At 45.1% G+C, this 21166-nt stretch carries 17 protein-coding genes and 1 pseudogene; 12 read left to right on the plus strand and 6 right to left on the minus strand.

Features of this window, described 5'->3' with window-relative positions:
* The first annotated feature begins 63 nt into the window (after positions 1–63).
* Entirely contained in the window at positions 64–933 is an 870-nt protein-coding gene (locus tag HQR03_RS01350) for a tRNA threonylcarbamoyladenosine dehydratase (RefSeq protein WP_217271509.1), read from the plus strand.
* A 21-nt stretch (positions 934–954) separates the two neighbouring features.
* Positions 955–2772, plus strand: coding sequence for an ATP-binding protein (locus HQR03_RS01355; RefSeq protein WP_227674767.1), 1818 nt, complete (start codon positions 955–957; stop codon positions 2770–2772).
* 285 nt (positions 2773–3057) lie between these two features.
* On the opposite strand, the gene efp is transcribed toward HQR03_RS01355, so the two are convergent.
* Positions 3058–3630, minus strand: coding sequence for an elongation factor P (gene efp / locus HQR03_RS01360; RefSeq protein WP_025650782.1), 573 nt, complete (start codon positions 3628–3630; stop codon positions 3058–3060).
* Positions 3631–3795: 165 nt separating this feature from the next.
* Here efp and epmB point away from each other — a divergent pair, with 165 nt between their 5' ends.
* The 8 genes from epmB to HQR03_RS01405 all read left to right on the plus strand — a co-directional run bounded on the left by epmB (position 3796) and on the right by HQR03_RS01405 (position 14904).
* Positions 3796–4803, plus strand: coding sequence for an EF-P beta-lysylation protein EpmB (gene epmB / locus HQR03_RS01365; RefSeq protein WP_173238874.1), 1008 nt, complete (start codon positions 3796–3798; stop codon positions 4801–4803).
* 154 nt (positions 4804–4957) lie between these two features.
* Positions 4958–6775 carry a hypothetical protein gene (locus tag HQR03_RS01370; protein ID WP_217271510.1) on the plus strand — a complete coding sequence of 606 codons (1818 nt, stop codon included), beginning with the start codon at positions 4958–4960 and terminating at the stop codon, positions 6773–6775.
* A 353-nt stretch (positions 6776–7128) separates the two neighbouring features.
* The gene (locus HQR03_RS01380) at positions 7129–9222 is read left to right on the plus strand and encodes an EAL domain-containing protein (protein ID WP_173238875.1); all 2094 of its coding nucleotides are present in this window, start codon (positions 7129–7131) and stop codon (positions 9220–9222) included.
* Positions 9223–9599: 377 nt separating this feature from the next.
* Positions 9600–10061 carry a c-type cytochrome gene (locus HQR03_RS01385; RefSeq protein ID WP_173238876.1) on the plus strand — a complete coding sequence of 154 codons (462 nt, stop codon included), beginning with the start codon at positions 9600–9602 and terminating at the stop codon, positions 10059–10061.
* A gap of 46 nt (positions 10062–10107) precedes the next feature.
* A complete protein-coding gene (locus tag HQR03_RS01390; protein WP_037025906.1) occupies positions 10108–11136 on the plus strand; it encodes an AAA family ATPase in 1029 nt (342 codons plus the stop codon).
* A gap of 89 nt (positions 11137–11225) precedes the next feature.
* A complete protein-coding gene (locus tag HQR03_RS01395) occupies positions 11226–12275 on the plus strand; it encodes a hypothetical protein (protein WP_173238877.1) in 1050 nt (349 codons plus the stop codon).
* Complete coding sequence (locus HQR03_RS01400; protein WP_173238878.1) at positions 12272–14548, plus strand: transglutaminase TgpA family protein; 2277 nt, start codon at positions 12272–12274, stop codon at positions 14546–14548. Before HQR03_RS01395 ends, HQR03_RS01400 begins: the two co-directional genes overlap by 4 nt.
* 68 nt (positions 14549–14616) lie before the next feature.
* Positions 14617–14904 (plus strand): DUF4031 domain-containing protein, encoded by a 288-nt coding sequence (locus HQR03_RS01405; protein WP_025650774.1) that lies wholly within the window; start codon positions 14617–14619, stop codon positions 14902–14904.
* Positions 14905–14985: 81 nt separating this feature from the next.
* Here HQR03_RS01405 and HQR03_RS01410 read toward each other — a convergent pair whose 3' ends face one another.
* A complete protein-coding gene (locus HQR03_RS01410; RefSeq protein WP_173238879.1) occupies positions 14986–15504 on the minus strand; it encodes a DUF302 domain-containing protein in 519 nt (172 codons plus the stop codon).
* Between the two features lie 153 nt (positions 15505–15657).
* On the minus strand, positions 15658–16554 hold the full coding sequence (locus tag HQR03_RS01415; protein WP_173238880.1) for a LysR family transcriptional regulator: 897 nt from the start codon (positions 16552–16554) through the stop codon (positions 15658–15660).
* Positions 16555–16750: 196 nt separating this feature from the next.
* Here HQR03_RS01415 and HQR03_RS01420 point away from each other — a divergent pair, with 196 nt between their 5' ends.
* Positions 16751–17875 carry an S-(hydroxymethyl)glutathione dehydrogenase/class III alcohol dehydrogenase gene (locus HQR03_RS01420; RefSeq protein WP_173238881.1) on the plus strand — a complete coding sequence of 375 codons (1125 nt, stop codon included), beginning with the start codon at positions 16751–16753 and terminating at the stop codon, positions 17873–17875.
* 135 nt (positions 17876–18010) lie between these two features.
* On the opposite strand, the gene HQR03_RS01425 is transcribed toward HQR03_RS01420, so the two are convergent.
* Together HQR03_RS01425 and HQR03_RS01430 are read right to left on the minus strand one after the other, a co-directional pair.
* Positions 18011–18679 (minus strand): DsbA family oxidoreductase, encoded by a 669-nt coding sequence (locus HQR03_RS01425; protein ID WP_173238882.1) that lies wholly within the window; start codon positions 18677–18679, stop codon positions 18011–18013.
* 244 nt (positions 18680–18923) lie between these two features.
* The gene (locus HQR03_RS01430) at positions 18924–19478 is read right to left on the minus strand and encodes a carboxymuconolactone decarboxylase family protein (RefSeq protein WP_025650768.1); all 555 of its coding nucleotides are present in this window, start codon (positions 19476–19478) and stop codon (positions 18924–18926) included.
* 406 nt (positions 19479–19884) lie between these two features.
* Between HQR03_RS01430 and nfsB the strand changes: the two are divergent.
* Positions 19885–20451, plus strand: a pseudogene (gene nfsB / locus HQR03_RS01435) (oxygen-insensitive NAD(P)H nitroreductase); the annotation flags it as partial.
* A gap of 309 nt (positions 20452–20760) precedes the next feature.
* Here the strand turns inward: nfsB and HQR03_RS01440 are convergent.
* Positions 20761–21166 (minus strand): IS30 family transposase (locus HQR03_RS01440; protein ID WP_173238883.1); only part of this gene is annotated, 406 nt, incomplete at its 5' end.

Consider the following 21166-nt stretch of genomic DNA (forward strand, 5'->3'; position numbering starts at 1 on the left):
TAAAATAAGAGCAACATAAGTTATCGTTGATTATATACCCCTCAAAAGAGCGTTTAATCTGTTATGAGTGAAGCAAAATTATTTGACCAGTCGTTTGTAGAGCCTAATGCCGTTGAGCATTCTGTCGCTCATGACGATAGTGGTAGCGCAAGTGAGCAATACGAGCGACGTTTCCAAGGGACAAAAATTCTCTACGGCGGCTCAGCCGTTGATACTTTTGCGGCAGCGCATGTGTATGTGATTGGTATCGGAGGTGTTGGCTCTTGGGCAGCTGAAGCGCTGGCTCGTACTGCGGTTGGTACTATTACGTTGATTGATTTAGACGTATTGGTGGCTTCTAATGTCAATCGGCAATTGCCAGCGCTGGACAGCACCTTTGGTCAAAGCAAAATTGCAGCGATGGCGCAGCGCATTGCTGAGATTAACCCCAAGGTCACGGTCAATTTAATTGATGATTTTCTCACCACTGATAATGTCACTGCACTGCTGCCGAGCCGTGACGAAGCCAAGGCTGCCATTGCTCAAGGTCATCCTATTGCCGTGCTAGATTGTGTCGATGATATGAATGCCAAACTTGCTATTGCCCTGCATTGCCGTTTTAATAAACTAAAATTGGTTTGCGCAGGCGGTGCGGGTGGTAAGATAGACCCAAGCAAAATTACGGTGAGTGACTTGCGTGATAGCTATCAAGATCCATTACTCGCCAAGCTCCGCAATAAGCTGCGTCATGAAAAAGGCATTAACAGCGCTTTAAAAGAAAAATTTGGAATCAAATGCGTTTATTCCACAGAACCACCACGCGTCGATAAAAGCTGTCAAACGGGCGGTTTACACTGTGGCGGTTACGGTTCAGCGGTCGTAGTGACATCGGTTGTGGCTATGCTGATGGTGAGCGAAGCGTTACAATTATTGATAAAGCAGACAGGCGTCTGATTTTAATGAATGGAGTCCACTTTGACGATACCTAACTCACCTAAGCGCCGCTACCCAGTCGCCGCAGATGAAGTAGAGCGCATTAATAAGCTCAAAAAACATCAGGTGCTCAACAACAATGATGAGCCTGCCTTTGCGCGTCTGACTGAACTTGCCAAGTTGTTTTTTGATATGCCGGTCGTCACCATTACCTTTATGGATGAAGAAACCCAGTATCTAAAATCTGTGCACGGGCTTGGCGGGGTATGTACGACGACGCGCCAAGTGGCTATTTGCAACTATACCGTGCTGTCTGACGAGGTATTTGTGGTTGCGGATTTGACAAAAGACAGCCGCTTTAGTCAAAATCCATTGGTGACAGAATCTCCGTACCTGCGCTTTTATGCCGGGGCGCCCATTATCATGTATGAAGACAATAAGACGTACCGTTTAGGCTCTTTTTGTCTGATGGATATGAAACCCCATGATGATTTTGACAATAAGCAAGCGCAATTATTGGCGCAGTTCGCGATGATGGCAGCCGATGCGCTACAACTACAAGACAAACAACGGGTCGCCAAACATGCCAACGAGATGAAGTCGGACTTTTTGGCCAATATGAGCCATGAAATACGCACACCGATGAATGGTATTATCGGCATGGTAGAGATGCTTAGCGAGACTGATCTTAGTCACGAACAACAAGAGTATGTGGACAATATCAAAGTCTCCAATGAGCATTTGCTAGCGATTATCAACGGTATCTTGGACTTATCGAAAGTTGAGTCTGGTAAAATGACCATTGATACCATTCCGATGAATCTGTCCACCTTATGCAATGAAGTAGTCAGTCTTTTTGCGATCAAAGCTCGCCAGCGCGGCTTGATTTTAGATTACCATTATACTGAGTCGTTATCACCTTATGTGCAAGGCGATCCGGTACGTCTTAAACAAATCATGGTCAACCTTGTCAATAATGCCATCAAGTTCACCCGTGAAGGTGGGCGAGTCAGTATCGATGTCAAGCACGTGCCCAATTGCCATTGTATCGATGACAATGCTGAAAAACATGAAAGCAATGGCGGGTTTGCTGATGGTATTATTGGTGAAGAGAATATTACTAAAGAGAACATTACCAAAGAGAGTATTGCTTACGAAAACATGACTCTATGTATTGAGGTCACCGATACGGGTGTCGGTATTAAGCCTGAATCATTGGACGCGATATTCGATGCCTATGATCAAGCCAATAAATCAACCCATCGTCTTTATGGTGGTACGGGTCTGGGGCTGTCTGTATGTAAGTCTCTGGTGGATTTAATGGGTGGGCGCATCGACGTCGATAGTGTGGTCGGTGAGGGTACAACCTTCACAGTATTGTTGCCGCTCGCTACTATCGATGAGGAACAGTATGAAAATTGGCAAGTTGCCAACGACTTTACCATGACCGCCCCGAGTCAGGAGCGTTCTGGTCACATACTGTTGGTTGAAGACGATAGTGTCAATGCGACAATTGCCAAAAAAGCCTTGAGTAATAGCGGCCATACGGTAACCCACGTCACCGATGGACAGCAAGCGATTGAGGCTTTTGCTTTGTACCCTGAGCGTTATGATCTCATTTTGATGGATCATCATATGCCGATTATGGATGGCGTACAGGCGACCATTAAGTTGCATGAGCTGTATGACCCTCAAGTATTGCCACCCATTATCGCCTTGACTGCCAATGCGATGGATGGCGAGCGCGAAAAATACCTTGATGTGGGCATGCAGGACTATTGCACCAAGCCTTTTAAGCAAGAACAGTTAAATGCCTTGGTGCAATATTGGCTAATGCATAAGCAATCGTCAGCTGATTGAGTGAATAAGACAGACGTAAGGGTTGTGAATTTCCCTCGCTAGACTTGCCATCGGCTACATAGGCTTTTTCTTTCTATATCGACAGTTAAAGCAACTTGACTCATTTATCCTAAATTTTTTACGATATAGTCAAAATATCCTAAAAACGCGACGCTATTGCTCATATCAATTTTTTGTGGCCACCGCCCGTGCCACATTTGAATGTTTAACAGACCCTAATAAAAAAGCTTAACCATTTAATAATGGTTAAGCTTTTTTTATGTATTACTCAAGCAATTTGAACGATTAGCTCACGCGGGTTTGGTAGTCACCAGTACGGGTATCTACACGCACGACTTCACCTTGCTGGACGAATAGTGGTACACGTACCACCGCACCCGTCTCTAACGTGGCAGGTTTGCCACCGCCACCTGAAGTATCGCCGCGTACGCCGGGATCGGTTTCGGTAATTTGCAACTCAACGAAGTTAGGCGGGGTGATTGATAACGGCACGCCATTGAATAAGGTAATGGTACAAAGCGCATTGCTGTTCTCTTTGAGCCATTTTTGCGCGTCGCCAATGGCTGTTTTGTCCGCTTGTAGCTGCTCAAAGCTTTCTGGATGCATAAAGTGCCAAAACTCCCCATCGTTATACAGATAGTTCATTTCGGTATCTATAACATCTGCCGCCTCTAAGCTATCACCTGACTTAAACGTTTGCTCTAGCGTTCTGCCACTGCGTAGATTGCGCAATTTCACGCGGTTAAACGCTTGTCCTTTACCAGGTTTGACGAACTCATTTTCGAGAATGGCACAGGGATTGCCATCGAGCATGACTTTGAGACCGGCTTTAAATTCATTGGTAGAAAAACTTGCCACAAGAAACTCCTAAGGGTTACGAATATATGATCGGTATTTGGGTGTGGAGCTGACTGTGCTAAGCGCTGTCGTCATACCAAGTATTGATGGCTGACGGGTATGCTTTGATAGGGTACTCACTAAGGGCGTATAATGACGCCTTTTAGGCACAGGTACTAGGTTGTCATGATAAACCATTTAATCACACAAAAAAACTGGCAAACGCAATTATCCGAAGGCATTACTAGCATCGATGAATTGCTTAGTATCCTAAAGCTTGAATCGCGACGCGCAGAGGTTTATGTGCCTGAGCATTTCGAGCTACGCGTGCCACGTGCTTTTGTCGCAAAAATGACCGTCGGCGATAGCGATGATCCCTTATTAAAGCAAGTGCTACCCGACCGACAAGAGCAAATCGCAGTGACTGGCTATGTGGCAGATCCTTTAGCGGAAAATGCTCATAACCCAACCAAAGGCTTATTGCATAAATACCAATCCAGAGTGCTGCTGACGATTACGGGTGCTTGTGCGATTCACTGTCGTTACTGCTTTCGCCAGCATTTTGACTACAGTGCCAATATGCCCACTGCCGATGCCAAACAAAGCATCATCGATTATATTACCGCCCATCCCGACATTAATGAGGTGATTTTAAGTGGCGGCGATCCTTTAAACGTGACCAACAGACGACTGTTTGCTTGGCTTGATACTTTAGAGGCCATTCCGCAATTGACCACCATTCGGCTGCATACTCGGTTGCCAATTGTGATTCCAGCGCGTTTAGATGCGCCATTATTAGAGCGGCTAGCACAAGGTCGCTGTCATATCGTCATGGTCATTCACTGTAACCATGCCAATGAAATCGATACGCTCACAGCAGAATATTTGCAGCGGGCGCGGGCGGCTGGCGTGACGCTATTGAATCAAGCTGTGCTTTTAAAAGGTATCAATGACAGCGTGGCTGCTCAAACTGCCTTAAGTCAACGTTTATTCTCTGCTGGGGTATTGCCTTATTATCTACACGTATTGGATAAAGTAGCAGGCGCGGCACATTTTGATAGCGACGAGCGGTCAGCAATAGCGCTTTACTGGTCACTATTGGCAGCATTACCCGGCTATCTAGTACCTAAGCTGGTTAGAGAGTTGCCAGATAGACCGTTTAAGGTGCCGATTGACATTTACAATGAAGTCTAAAAGTTGCATTATGATAAAGTAGCGCTATTAGCAGACAAATAATGACTAATAAGTGCGTAAGCAGCCGTTATTATATCCAATCGATAGCTAAAGCTTACCTACCTGCTTGCTACTAACTTGTACAGCCGTTACTGTGCAATGACTAAGGATAGTAATGATAACTTTATCAGTTTTTCAACAGCAGTTGGCGTCGATTGCAGCGTTACCCGCAGCATATGGTAAATCGACCGACGGCCAAGAGCAGCACCTACGCAACTGGGTAGCGCTGATGCCATCGCAAACAGAAGCGCAGCAAACGGAGCAATTGGAAAAAGTACTCATGGAATTGAGGGTGGCTGATGTAGATGATCAGCAACGCTTTACCTTAATCACTATCGTCCTTGAAGCGGCTGATCGGCTGATCGCCGCTTTACGTCAGTATTATATTTATGAAGCAGGAGCGCTAAGTGACGCGCAGTTGGCTCATGTTGCTCAAGTAAAATCCTTATACTATCTCATTGTTTTAACTTATGACGGGGTGATACGCCGCGAAATAGCATTGCTAGATCAGCAAAAACCCCCAGCAAGTAGTGGCTGGCAGCGCCACTTCACGGGCGAAAAGTCTTCTCCCGTTAGGTTAGCTATTGCCATTTACCAGACGCTACTCATGTACCAAAAGCTATTGATTGAAGACGCGCTTTGTTATCAAAAGCCACCGTCGTATGTATGGGCTGCAATCAATCGATTGTATTATCTTGCCCATCAGCGCCATGCTGCTACCCTTGACCTGAGCAGTCATGTCGTCACCAATCGTGCAGACACTATACATCGCTTGTACTGTCAAATATGTCTGCACAGTTTACTCAATGTGCGTGGCATGCGCCGGCCTAATATGCTGCTGGTTCAGCGCTCGCTACCTGAGTGGGCTGAGCCAATCGTTGCGACCATAGAGCCGCAAACTGAGACGCGGGTCTTCGTTAACTTGCATAGTGACAGTCCACCTACTTATTTGACCGCGCATTCTGATATCAATCCTTACGAAAACCAGTACGACTGTCTCTTTATTGAGCTAGCACCAGTGGTCACCTATCTAAAAGCACGCCGGCAAGCGTTAATGAATGAGGGTAGCGCAGGCGTTGAGTGTTGTTTGCTCGATAGGATGGCCATGGCGCTAACCTATCGTTATATTCAGCCGCAATTGACCGTACCGACCAAGTATAGTCCTAAGCAAAACGCCACAATGGTGACCGGATTTAATGACATTCACTATCATGCTAGCCATGCGCAAGGTCTAATAAGTTTGATTGGCACTAAAGAGCTGCCGGATGCGCAGCGACCTCGCTATGATACCGTGCCAAAAAAACAAACGACCAATGGCTTATTATCCGTTGAGACTTTCGACAGTAAGGACGCCCTGTCGCATTTTCGCACGCTGCGCTTGATTATCAATCCTGAAGATATATCTGCTGTTACCGAAGACAAGGTTGTAACCCCAAGCACCGCCACGATAACGACAATGAGCAAAGTCGGTAGCGAAGCGAGTAGTATGGTAGCAGTGATGGACAGCAATACTACTAATGCTGATATTCATCCTAGCAATACCGCACCGCCACCGTTGCAAATGATGAGTCTCTTTTTATTATGCCGTTCTGAGACGAAGACCGCAGCTGATTGGTCGATGGGAGTGGTGCGTTGGCTCAATCTTGATACGCGAAACCCAGAAGTAGAATGGCAAGTGCTCGGTCACAAGCTCATCTCTTGTGGGCTGCGCCTAGAGGACAGAGGCTCACGCAGTCAGCATTTTGTACCAGCTTTTATGATTGCTGGTGATGATCAGCTACAGACGACTTGTAGCTTAGTCGTGCCGATCTCTCATTTTCAAACCAGTGATAGAGTGATAATGCGCCTAAATAATAAACAGAAATCCTTACGCTTATTAAATCCTTTACTGGTTACCGATGAGTTTAGCCAATATGAAGTAGTACAATTGTAATCTGCTCAATTAGGGCGTGTCCTAAATATCAGCATGGATATAAGTGTAGATGGTTACATGGCGAAGGTGCAGGTGTAACCACTTTATCTGACGGTATGAGTAATAAGTTAAGCTGCAGTCGGTCAAATTATTGTCTATAATGACGGATACCATGACTTAAGTTTGATAGATAAGATATGTCTACTAAGCCAGTCAGCCTAGACATATCAATAAACCAGTATTGTCAGTACCGCCCGAACCGAACCCGAATAGTGCTTATCTATTTGCCGCGCTATCTAAATATTGATAAAAGGGCGAGGTATCGAAGTTAAGCGATAAAAATAAATACGATCATAAGATTCAAAAGGCCTCCTATGCGTACTCAGTCCGTCTTAAATCTATTAGTTATCGATGACGATCAGCTCTATGCTGAGCGCCTAGTGGATTTGCTAGATTCTTATTATGACAGCGTCAACCTAGGCTTTTTGGATGACAAGGAAGAACTGCTCAAATCGCTACGCCAGCCGTGGGATGTCTTAGTCTTTGGGCAAGCCTATGATATGGGCTTTACCGACGTTGTGGGTATCGTACAAGAGCAAAGCATTGACTTGCCGATGATATGCTTGATGAGTGCGGAGATGGCTGCGACTGCCCATAACGAGGAAGGTTTGCCTGCGGTCATGAATAGCACGATGGTTAAGGCGCTTAGGGCAGACCAAGAGACAGCGGTAGTGATGGCCATCTGTTTACAGCATGGTAATTTGCGGAGTCGTCATCAGCTTAAAGCCTTGCGTCACGTGTTATCTGAGGCAGAGCAGCGCGCTAATATCTTGATTAAAAACTCTAAAAGTGCGGTTGCCTACCTTGATCAAGGGATTCATATCTTTGCCAATGACCCTTATCTTCAGCTATTCGGTTTTGACTCAATGAACGATATCATTGGCGTACCGGTTATTGACTTGATCGCAGGCGGTGATAACATCAAAGCCTTTAAGCAGTTTTTGCGGCAGTTTGATAAAGGGAGCCGTGACGAAGTCGAGTTCAAGTTTGAGAGTCTGCGTACGGATGGCAGTACCTTTGAGGCAAAATTACAGCTGGCAGCAGCTACCTTGGATAGTGAGCCGGTTACCCAGATTATTATTCAACAAAATAACAGTAATAGTGCTGAGGTTGCTAAGCGCTTGGCAGAAGCTGAGCGTAAGGACAGCTTGACAGGCATCAATAACCGTCGTGGTTTTGAAGAGCAGTTGGCGATATTACACCAGCAAGCGTTGGCTGGTACTCTGACTGCTGGGCTGTTGTATGTTCAGCTCGATAACATTGGTAAGATCAGAAGTAGCTTGGGTTTGCAAGGTGTCGATACGACAGTCAGACAGGTCGCTTATGCTTTAGATGAGCTGGTGCCAGAAGGCTATGTGAGCCGCTTTAGTGACACAGCATTTACGATACTAGTAGAAAACCAGACCACCGACGATCTCGAAAAGCTTGCGGAGCATATTGGCCTACGGATTAGTGGCATGCTTATTGAAGTCGATAAGCGCACGACCAGCACGACGGCGAGTATTGGTATTGTCAAAATCGAAAGAAATACTGCTGAGCCTAAAATAGTACTCGAGCGAGCGATGGATGCCATCGCCCAGATTATGACCGAGACCTCCAATAACGGTGGTACTTATCATCTATATGATCCAAGCGAACATGCCAATAGTGATGACCATGCGCTGGCGGAGTCTTTAGTCGATGCCATTGCCAATAATCGCTTTGAGCTATCATTCCAAGCGATATATGACATCAATCATGATCGTAGTGACTTTTTTGAAGTCTATCTGCGTTTGCCATTGGCAGATGCTGACAATACAGTATTGACCCCTGATCAATTTATGGCGGTTGCAAAGACGCATCAACTATTAGAAAAAATAGATCGCTGGGTGCTGATCAATGCCTGCAAAAAAATAAACGATGTACGTAAAACCCATCCTGAGGCGCGACTACTGGTACAATTGACCAGTGCTTCGCTGGTGGATAAAAAGCTGCCCAATGTCGCCAGTCAGCTGATTAATGCGGTTGGCGGTGCGGCAGGAGTGTTAACGCTACAGTTCAACGAAAAAGATATTGCCGATCATTTAACAGTCGCCAAATCTCAGTTTGAGGCCCTTAATAAAGTGAGCTGTCAGCTTGGCGTCAATAACTTCGGCTCATCTACTAAGTCTATTGAGATTGCCAGCTTTGTGCAGCCAGATGTGGTGCGTTTGGCCCGCAGTTATGTACAAGATATCGACTCTGCAGATAATTTAGAAGCCGTTAAATCACTAATCGTACGTACCAATGCGGTTAATATTGATGTGTTGATGCCTTACATTGAAGAGGCGGCAACCATGTCTGTCGCTTGGAGTGTGGGTGCGCGTTACCTGCAAGGGTATTATTTGGAAGAGCCAAGCAGTACAATGAAAGTTGCTAGTGGCACATAAGAGAACCTAGGGCGTGTCCTCAATTCAAGCGCTTGTATCTAACTGGGCTAAAAATGACTAAATTTTGCCAAATATCGTCAAATAGCTGAATAATATTCCGATATTATTTGCGCTATTTTTCTCATTTGACGGCAATTTATCTCATTTTTACGACCATTTTTAAAATGAGGACACGCCCTAATCTCATGTGTGATTATAAAGTTATAATCCTAGACGTTTCTTAAGCGTGATTTATTGGTTTAGCTGCCGATAAATTGCGCTCTATTTTTAAACAGCTATCTATGTGTGCCGCCTGATGTTGCTTTCTACATGGTTTTTCAATGCACTATGCCTGTTGTCTCACATAGCTGGCGCTCCTCAACTAAAGATTGCCAAAAATGTCTATCATCAATACATCAATATTGAGCGGTATTTTTTCCGCTGTTCTGCTACTCACCGCCTGCGGGGAAAGTATCCCACCTGATCATCGCGCGCCTGTCACGCTGCCAATATATACTGAAGGTGATGCCGATAATGGTGCTCTAATTTATCAAGACGCTTGTGGCCAATGCCATCAGAGGAATGCTGGACTCAATAAAAAAGGCCCGCAGTTGATGAATATATATGGCGCGCCCGCTGCAGAGTTAGCAGATTATACCTATAGTGACGGGCTAAAAAACTCAGGTTGGGTATGGGATGCAGCAACGCTCGACCCTTATATTGCAGATGCGGAAAAAGCCATACCAAACTCAAAGATGCTATCAGACCCGATGCCAGATGCACAAGAGCGTGCGGATGTGATTGCTTATCTGTCAACGCTGCGCGCCGCCGCGCCGATAGTTGCAGATGAGTCAAAGTAATCTCTGATTTATACTTACTATTCAAAAAACGAGCCAATAATTGACTATGACCCACGCAGCCATCAATAGTGCCATTACAACACCACGTCAAGCAGCAGCAGAGGTGACTGATAAGCCGACCTTTAGCACTGCCGACTATCGTCGCAATCAGCAAAAAATTGCCCAGCTTATGGCGCAATTAAATCAAATTGTGTTAGATAAGCCGCAAGCCGTTAAGCTTGCGCTCAGCGGTATATTGGCAGGTGGTCATCTATTGTTGCAAGATATACCTGGTATGGGCAAGACCACTTTGGCACAAGGCTTGGCGCAGTTGCTTGGTCTGAGCTTTAGCCGTGTGCAATTTACCAATGATATGCTGCCAGCAGATATCCTAGGGATGAGCATTTATGACCAAAGTAAACAGCAATTTGAGTTTCGCTCAGGGCCTATCTTTACTCAACTGTTACTCGCTGATGAGATTAATCGCTCTAGCCCTAAGACCCAAAGTGCGCTACTAGAGGCGATGGAAGAGCGGCAAGTGACCCAAGATGGACAAAGCTATCCATTGCCGCAACCATTCTTTGTGATTGCAACTCAAAACCCTTTGCAGCAAGCAGGCGTCTATCCACTCCCTGAATCGCAGCTAGATCGATTCTTGCTATGCTTGTCGCTTGGCTATCCATCACCTGCCGCAGAGCGTGAGCTTTTAAAAGGTCAGGATCGCCGTGAGTTACTAAAAGAGTTGTCTGCGGTACTTGATACCGAGGCGGTCTTGTTAGCGCAGCAAGGCGTCAAGCAAGTATACGTCGCGGATGTGGTTTTAGATTATCTACAAAGACTGGTGGCAAAAACACGATCAAGCCAAGAGTATCATGGCTTATCACCACGTGGCGTGCTGTCGCTACAGCGTGCCGCACAAGCCTATGCCTATGTATCGGGGCATATGGAGATGACGCCTGAAGACATTCAAGCGGTGTTTGCCGCCGTCACTGATCACCGTCTCGGTCAGCGTTTTGTACCCGCGCATGTGACGGGAGGACAAGCGACGCAGACCATCGCCCAACGCATTTTGGCAGACGTAGCGGTTGTTGTTTAAGAGTCCGTTATTTAATCGCATGCTTATTTTTCAAACGATCATTCAGTTATCGATGAGAGTATCCATTTTATGGTAAGGATAGGGTAGTCATGAGCTTTTTGCCAAAAGCCTTTACCGTACCAGCTAGTTCCGCATTACGCCGTTGGTTTGCCGCGCGGGCCCCAAAAAGCGATAGCGCCACGCTCAATTTGCGTAACGTCTATATCTTTTTTAGTCGTGAAGGGATGCTATTTGCTGTCTTACTGGTCATTACCTTTATCGCTGGTATCAACTATGGCAATAACTTGGTATTGGGCTTATGTTTTTATCTAATCAGTGTCTGGCTGATCAGCTTTCATGTGACCTTTGCTCATATCTCAGGTCTAAAAGTACAATTAATAGAAGTGACCATGGCAGAAGCGGGTGCGCCTGTTTGGGTGACCCTGCAACTGCGTAGTGAGAGTCGCCAGCCAAGACGCCAGCTGCTATTTAGCTTTGCGCAGACTGATAAAGAGATGGATAAAAAATCTGGTAAGAAAATCAAACATAACGTGGATAGTCAACATTCTGTACTTGTTACACGGTTACAAGATGAGCAAATTATTCGTTTGCCGGTGCAGACGCATAATCGTGGCGCGTTTGAGTTGCCACGATTAACCATCAAAACCGTTTATCCATTAGGGATCATGCGTGCATGGTCTTATGTCTATTTTGCCCGTAGCGCTTGGGTCTATCCAAAACCTGAAGCCTTTGACTGGCAGACGCAGTATTCGGTCGCAAGTTTAGAGGACTTGCCAACAGGCGGGCAATATCGTCAAGGTCAAGATGACTTTGAGCGGCTCGATAATTATATCGAAGGTGAGTCGCTGGCTCGGGTTTCTTGGGGTCACGTGGCGCGCGGTCAAGGCATGTTTACCAAGCATTTCGCTGATCCAGTCGGTGATGAGCAAACATTGGATTATGCCGATATGCCAGCAGCCCATCATGAACAGAGGCTGGCACAACTGGCGTACGGGGCGATGACATTAGGTGAACTTGGCGTACCATTTAACATGCGCTTACCGAATGACATGCGCTTTGATCAATCCTCTAGTGCAACAATGGGTGAAGGCGATAGCTTTGCACGAGCATGCTTGTTAAGGCTGGCGAAAGCACCATGATCAATTTTAAAAATTCCTCTACAAATGAGACAGAGATCAATCCTGCAAGCTTTGAGCAATTGGCTTTGGGTCAACATATCACTTCTCACACTGAGCAGGCTAGCGATGCTAAATGGACTCGCAAGCTACTCGCCTTGCCAGCCTATTATTGGGTCTTAATTGCCCAAATCATCGTCATTTTACCGCATGCAGCACATCTGCCTTTATGGTTGATTGGCTTTGCTGTGGTCAGTATTGTGGCTCAGTTGCCACGCGTAAAAGCGCGATTTAAAAAATTAGCGCATTTAAAGCGTGTCTATCAAAGCATGCAAATGCTCGGCTTTTTATTGGGGCTGGCAGGTCTGTGGCTGACTTATAATACAGCGTTTGGTCTCGATATGGGCGTGGCGTTTTTAGTGCTCTGTCTTATCAGCAAGCTATGGGAATTGTATAAGCGCCGTGATGCTTATGTGGTATTGAATTTATCGCTATTTGTACTGGCTGCGCTATTTTTGATGGATCAAGGTCTCGTGACGACGTTAGAAGTAATCGTCGGTGCGGTCATCATATTATTGGCATTTATTGCGCTCAATGACGATGGCAATACTCGCGGTGATGGTCGTCTGCGTACTTTGGGCGTATTAGGTCTTGGGGCACTACCGTTATTGGTCGTGCTATTTTTGTTTTTTCCGCGCTTGCCACCGCTATGGTCAGTACAACTATCAGGGCAGCAGGCGACCACGGGTGTCTCTGATAGTATGTCGCCCGGTGATTTTGCCAATTTGGGACAATCGACTGAGCTGGCGTTTCGGGTAGAGTTTGCAGATAAGCGCCCACCACAGCAGCAGCTATATTGGCGCGGCTTGGTATTTAGCGACTTTGACGGGGTGACGTGGCGTCCTAGCCCTCAGCAACGACAGTGGCAGCCGACGCAGCGAATACCTGCTTGGATTGAGAATGCCTTTGCTACTATCCCTGATGAGGTGAAAGCTGCGCCGACCAGCTATGAGATTATTCTAGAGCCCACGCAACAAAACTGGCTATTTGGCCTTGATTATCCTTTTGCTCAGCGTCAAGACATTAGTATTACTTCAAACTTTACTTTATTAAAAGACCAGCCGGTTACCCAACAGCTGCGCTACGAGGTATTACAGTTTGCCCCGATGGGTATCGATACGATTCTCTCTGATGAGTCACGCCGTCTGAATCTTGCCCTGCCAGCTGACGGCAATCCCAAAGCAAAAGCACTGGCGCAGCAGCTGTTTGTTCAATCAGACTCAGACCCAGTACGCTACATGCAAGCACTTGAGCGCTGGATCAACCAAACGGACTTTCGTTATACGTTGTCGCCGCCACGATTGCATAAGAACCGTATTGATGAGTTTTTATTTGACACCAAAGCGGGGTTTTGTGAGCACTATTCTTCCAGCTTCACCTTTATGATGCGCGCTGCTGGCATTCCAGCACGCGTCGTGGCGGGCTATCAAGGTGGTGAGCTGAGCCGCGGTGGTAATGTTTGGGAAGTACGGCAAAAGGATGCGCACGCTTGGACGGAGGTTTGGCTTGACGGTCAAGGTTGGGTACGTGTCGATCCGACGGCTTTTGTAGCGCCTGAGCGTGTCGAGCAAGGTATGGATGCACTGACGCAGGCACAAGGGGCAGCAATGTTCGGTGATGGGGCTAGTGCGCAAATCAGCTATCAGCAGTATCAAATGCTACAAACCTTACGCCGCCTCTCAGATCAAGCCAGCTACTATTGGCAAAAAGACGTCGTTGGTTACGATCAGGATAAGCAAGCTGACTCATTACTCAAGTGGTTTAACATCCGCTCAATCATGCAGCAAATTATTTGGCTAGCGGTGAGTGCTATTACCGTCATGGTAATTTTGGTTTTTATCATTTGGCAACGTCGCCGCAAACGTTGGCATCCAGCCGATCTACCACTTGCACAATTATCAAAGCGCATTGGCAAAGCGGATAAATCGCTCGCTCGCGATAACAACGAAGGGCAATTGGCTTGGCTTGAGCGTTTGGCAGCGGCGGTTAATAACCGAGGCAATGATATAAATAGTGACATGGATAGCCGTAACAATACTGTAAGTAGCGGTGCGGGTGGTAAAGTTAGTAAGCTAACAGATAGCGGTCACTCAGAGATTGTACAAGCAAAAATAATACAGATGAAGCAGGACTATCGTCAGCTACGTTATGGATGCCTAAGCAGCCTTGAAACCAATGATAGCGAATACCAAACTATCCTAAAGCAGCTTAAGAAAGATGCACGTGAATTGTTCTAATGGCTGTTTTGTGAAAGCGTTGTTTAGCATATGATAAAATAGCTAATGATAATAAAGGAGGCGACTCTATGGCGATATACGTTGATTTTATGCAGATAGAATTTAAAGGCTATAAATGGTGCCATATGCTGGCTGATACCCTGCAAGAGTTGCATGACTTTGCGGCATTGATTGAAGTGGATAAGCGTTTATTCCACCGTCATGCCAGTTATCCGCACTATGATGTGACGGTGCAAATGCGAGAGACAGCAATTGAGTACGGCGCTATTCCTGCCGGTCGAAAGAAAATTATTGAATGTGCAAAGAAGTTGAAAGTAGAGTTACATGAGCAAATAGCACAATCTGAGAATCGCTAATAATTTAATTTTCTAAAACATGAGAAAGGTGGGTTGTGCTTTTGTATCCCACCTTTTTTTGTTCAGGTTTTTGCTAGAAGTTTATTTCGCAATAGCTGCTTTACTAACGCCATCAAGGGCTGTTGCGATGTTATCAATAGCAGTATCACAACCTTTTATATTATGACGCTCTTTGAGATATTCAGGATTGTTGTACGACAACCAAACTTTTTTATCGGCATCTTCACTGATGAGGATTTTTTGCGGTAAGTCAATGGCGACGCTTTGCTCGCAATTCATCAATGGCGTGCCCGCTTTCGGATTACCAAACATAATCACTTGCGTCGGTCTCAATGTTAAATCAACACCTTGCGCATTTTTCTGATGATCGACGCGCGCAAATACTTTCATACCTTTGCTTTCGATAATCGCTGCTAGCTTATCCGCAGTATCTTGAACGGAGTGATTACTTTGCATCGTCACCAAACCCTTCTCAGCATTGATAGCAGTCATCGTTTCTGGCGTCGACTGCCCCTTGTCTGGCGCGTTTAAAATATTTTCAACACTGGCGCAAGAGGATACAGCCAAAGCTAACGCCGCAATAGAGATAATTTTAAGCATAAAAAGTCCTTTTTTATGGTGGTTGTTTATTCAGTGATTGATGGTTAGCAACATCGAATATTCATTGTGAGCTATAACATTGTGCGTAATAAACTGCGCATAGTAAAGGGTCGCATGACAACACCTCTTAAAGAATTAATAAGCCAAAACTAATTACACAGCCAAACGCTCTGCCAGATAATCTACTAGCAATCGAATCTTTGGCGATAAATGACGGTTGTGCGGATAGACGGCCCAGATACTTTCCTCAGGCTCTCTATAGTTATCCAGTAAGCTGACCAGCTCACCTGATGCTAAGTATTTTTGCACATAATAATCAGGTAGCTGCACGATACCCAGACCTTTTAACGCAGCATCAACTAGGCTATGACCGCTGTTATATTGCACCGTGCCAGATACTCGCAGGTTTTTTTCTTTATCAGCATCTTTTCCAGAACCTGTTTTTTTAGAATCTATAAAGTGCCAATAGTCACGAGTGCCAAGTAAGCAGTTATGTTGGCTTAGCTCGGACAGAGCATGAGGCGTGCCGTATTTTTCAAGATAAGCGGGTGCGGCACAGACGAAGTTGGTACGACGGCTAAGTTTTTTTGCCATCATCGTCGAATCGCTTAATTTACCAATACGAATCGCTAAATCATAGCCGCCATCAACCAAGTCAATTTTTTGATTACTCAAAAATGCCGTCACTTCGATATCACTATATTGCACCATGAAATCATTGACCAGTGGCAATAATTGCTGCTCGCCATAAGTGACAGGGGCGGTCAGTTTAATCCTACCTTGCGGCTTTGATTGTAAGTTACTCACCGCTTGCTCAGCAGCATCCAAGCCATCGAGTACACTGCGGCAATGCTGATAAAACACGCGGCCTTCTTCAGTCAGCGATACCTTACGCGTTGTGCGATACAGTAACTTAATACTGAGGCGCTTCTCTAAGGCGCTTATCTGCCGGCTGACTTGCGCGGTTGAGATGCCCAATTCTTTGGCAGCACGTGTGAAGCTCTCGTACTCCGCCACATAGACGAACTCGCTAATACCATCCCAGCGCATGATTATTACCACTGTGTAAAAGATATTTGTAAATATAGCACATTGTTATCATGGCAGAAACGACTATAATGGTCAGTATAAAGTTTAATGCTTCACAGACTGGTATAACTGTAGCTTGCCTCTACTAAGTCAGCACTATAAGATGAATAGGTCTGTGCTCAATAATCGATAAAACTAATTAAAAAGAGAGACAACTATGTCAGATAAATTTATTAAATCGAAAGCCGCCATCGCTTGGGGCCCAAACCAGCCACTATCTATTGAAGAAGTGGATGTCATGCTGCCGCGCAAGGGCGAAGTATTGGTAAAAATCATCGCCAGTGGCGTCTGCCACACTGATGCCTTTACCTTATCTGGTGAAGACCCAGAAGGTGTGTTCCCAGCTATCTTAGGTCATGAAGGTGGCGGTATCGTTGAGCAAATCGGCGAAGGCGTGACCAGCGTCCAAGTCGGCGATCACGTTATTCCTTTATACACCGCAGAGTGTGGTGTCTGTAAATTCTGTACTTCAGGCAAAACCAACCTTTGCTCAGCCGTACGCGAGACTCAAGGTAAAGGCTTAATGCCAGACGGCACCACGCGTTTTTATAAAGACGGTGAGCCAATTTATCATTACATGGGTTGCTCAACTTTCTCTGAATATACCGTCTTGCCAGAGATTTCGTTGGCCAAAGTGGACAAAGACGCACCGTTAGAAAAAGTTTGCCTACTTGGTTGTGGCGTGACCACCGGCATGGGCGCGGTTATGAATACCGCTAAGGTTGAAGAAGGTTCTACCGTTGCTGTTTTCGGTCTTGGTGGTATTGGCCTTGCCGCCATCATTGGTGCAAAAATGGCAAAAGCCAGTCGTATTATCGGCGTTGATATCAACGAAGATAAATTTGAGTTGGCTAAGAAGCTTGGCGCGACTGATTGCATCAATTCTAAAGACTATGACAAGCCTATCCAAGAGGTCATCGTTGAGATGACTGATGGCGGCGTAGACTATTCTTTTGAATGTATTGGTAATGTCGATGTGATGCGTTCAGCGCTTGAGTGCTGCCACAAAGGGTGGGGCGAGTCGGTCATCATCGGTGTCGCTGGTGCTGGACAAGAGATCTCAACCCGTCCATTCCAGCTAGTGACTGGTCGCGTCTGGAAAGGTTCAGCATTTGGCGGGGTCAAAGGCCGCAGCGAATTGCCAGGCTACGTCGATCGTTATATGCAAGGTGATATCCCATTAAATGACTTTATCACTCATACGATGCCATTAGAAGACATTAACGAAGCCTTTGACTTGATGCATAAAGGTGAAAGTATTCGTACGGTTATTCATTTTTAAGAGATGCTTTCTAAAAGTAATGGTTAACGATATAGGTTATAAATTTAGCGTTATAAAATAACAGTGTTATAAAATAAAAATGCCGCTCCTATATGGGGCGGCATTTTTTTAGCTTTGATGGTCATTCAAGTTGATTTAGTCTGTCATATTAGCCAATTGCTCTAATATATTGACATAGTTCTCAACCCCTTGAGCACCACCAACCAAATGGCGCTCATTAAAAATCATTGCTGGCACGCTTTGAATGCCTTGTTGTTGCCAATGTTGCTCAGCCTCTCTTACCGCTTTGGCAAATCGTTGGTCTTCTAATACCGCTAATGCCTCACTACGATCTAGTCCAATCTCCGCTGCAATATCTGCAAGCACTGCATTATCAGAGATGTTTCTGTTATTGATAAAGTGAGCGGTAAATAGCGCCTGCTTTAAGTCGTGCATACGTCCTTGTTGATCTGCCCAATGCAAAAGTTGATGCAGATTAAAGGTGTTGTGCATACGCGTGTCATCATTAAAGTTGAACTCAAAGCCGACTTCGTGACCCGCTTCCTTCAATCGAGTTCGGCTAGCATCAGACTCTTCCTTGCTCGAGCCATACTTCTCCATAATATGCTCGCGCATATTCTGACCGTCGCTTGGCATACTAGGATTCAGCTCAAATGGATGCCAGTAAATCTCGTGTTCGGTGTTGGTTTGCTTGAGCGCTTCTGCCAGCTGGCGGTAACCAATGACACACCAAGGACAAACAACGTCTGAAACGATGTCTATACGTAGTGGCTGCGCTGATGATAATGGCTTTGAATGTTCCATATGATCTCTCGTTATCTATTTTTTAATTCATTATAGTTTTACTAGGACACATATCCCTAGGGCGTACCCTGTATTAACTGAAAAAACTGCTGCTCAATTTTTTGAGCAACAGCTATCTGTGAACAACAGTCTTTTACAGGCTAGCTTTCAAATAACAGTATAAAAACAGCCAAGGAGTTATTACAACCCTAGATTGGTTGCATCATTAATCTGTTTTGTTGGGTTGCGTTATCAGTTAGCGTCATTAATCAACCTTATGCCATTCAAACTTTTGGAATGGCTTGTCGATTGGGGTGTTGGCAAGATGGTTGGTGTAGTTGCTCATTACCTTTTGCGCAGCAGCAAGGACGACTTCTAAAATCTGGCGTTTGGTGAAACCCGCATCCAAAAATGCTTGGACGGCGTCATCATCAACGTTACCACGATCACGGACGACAGAGAGCGTAAAGTGACGTAGCGCCTCTAACTTATCAGTCGGTAGTGGGGTTTCATTACGCAATGCTTCGGTAATCGCATCATCCACTTTCATACTTTTGGCGATGCCCGTATGCGCAGGCACGCAGTAATGGCAGGCGTGCTCAACGTTAATGGTTTGCCAGACGACGGTAACTTCTTCATCATCAAAGCTGCTGTCTAAAAACAATTGATGCAGCTGTTGATAACCTTCAAGCAAGCCTGGCGCTTCAGCCATCACAGCGTGCAAGTTTGGAACCATACCAAATGCTTTGATAGAAACATCGAGCAAGTCTTTGCTGTCTGCTGGCGCGCTTTGCTTGTCGTGCAATGTAAATTCGGTCATATAAAATCCTTAGTATAACTATTCTCTAATTATTATTTGGTTGTTAAATTTTTGTAGCTTAAGTCCGTTAAAAACAAAGAACTAAATTGAGTGATTGCTCAATATAATACGTCATACGTCTCTGAGTAGATTAACTGCAACCACTCTAAACTATTTTGAGTGATTGCTCAATAACAAACTAATGAAATGTTTAATCAATTTGTAACGGTTTTTAAATAGGCTTTCTATTAGAATCGCTAAACTATGATGCGCATTGGTTTACGCGTGGTTAATATTTATTGAATAATAAAAGCTTAGCATTAACATTGGAGTACGCATGAAGAATCTTACCGAAGTGATGGAGTAGCGCTATAGCGTTAAAGACTATAATCCTAGCAAAAAGCTATCAGCAGAGGACTTTCAAAGCTTAAAGGAGGTATTACGCCTCAGTCCGTCAGCGACCAATATCCAGCCATGGCACTATGTCATCGCTGATGATGACGCGGGCAAAGATCGCATTGCCAAAAGCACTGATGGACATCATGAGGCCAACTCTTCAAAGATAAGAGAAGCTTCACACGTCATCGTTTTCTGTAGCCACATCCATGCAGATGAGCCACATTTGGCAGCGGTACTCGAAAAAGAAGCGGCTGATGGACGGTTTACGGAGCCAAAGCGCAAAAAACAGATGGATGACAAACGTAGAAAGTCAGTAAATAACCACCGCTATGCCCTAAAAGATGAGTCACATTGGTTGGCTGAGCAAGTATATATCAGTATGGGTGCGCTATTGCTTGGGGCAGCAACGCTCGGTATCGATGCCACCCCGATGGAAGGCGTTGATTTTGAGGTACTTGATGCTGAACTTGATTTAAACAGTAAAGGTTTAACGGCGTTAGGCGTGGTCAGTCTTGGCTACCGTAGTGGTGATGGCTACAATGCAGATCTACCAAAATCACGTTTAAGTGAAGATGCTGTTTTTACAAAGCTATAAATTAAAACTCTATCTATATGGCTATAAAGGATAAGCGTGTCGGAATAAACTTACGCTTATAAGATTATAGATAGTCAGCCATTAATGACCCCATAAGCCTATCTTCTTTATGGGGTTTCTTTATGCGCGTTAGCATATTCTTTCATCTACTTATTGTCGTCATGAGTGCCTAAGTTTTAATTATTGAGGCTGCTAACCCATGGTTTTTATTAAAAAAACTATGCCCTAAGCATTACAAAGTAATAACAAAGTTAACCTTTGCTGTCAGTCATAATAAAAAAATTGAGGTTACTTTTATCTTACTTGGATTCAACATCGAAGTGCAACGCACCCGAAGCTAGATTTTACCTCAAGAGGTGTTCTAAACCCTAGCACCTTTCTAGGTCGATTATTTAAACTGTCTTCAATCGACTGAACTAAGTGCATGCATAGGTTATCCAGACGCATTGACTTCGGTAGAAACTGACGAATTAACCCATTGGTATTCTCATTCGTTCCACGCTCCCAAGAATGATAAGGCTGAGCAAAGTAAATATCAGCCTTCAACGCTGTTGCCATCGTTTCATGGTCAGCAAACTCTTTACCGTTATCAAAGGTGATACTTAACGCCTGTTCACCTTTTAGCATGCCAATACAAGCTTGTGTGACGGCTACTGCCTTGCGATTGGGTAGCGCTTTGATCTTAGTCTCTCGAGTTGTTCTATCCACTAGAGTG

It is taken from the genome of Psychrobacter okhotskensis, assembly GCF_013248965.1.
In the GTDB taxonomy this organism is placed as follows: domain Bacteria; phylum Pseudomonadota; class Gammaproteobacteria; order Pseudomonadales; family Moraxellaceae; genus Psychrobacter; species Psychrobacter okhotskensis.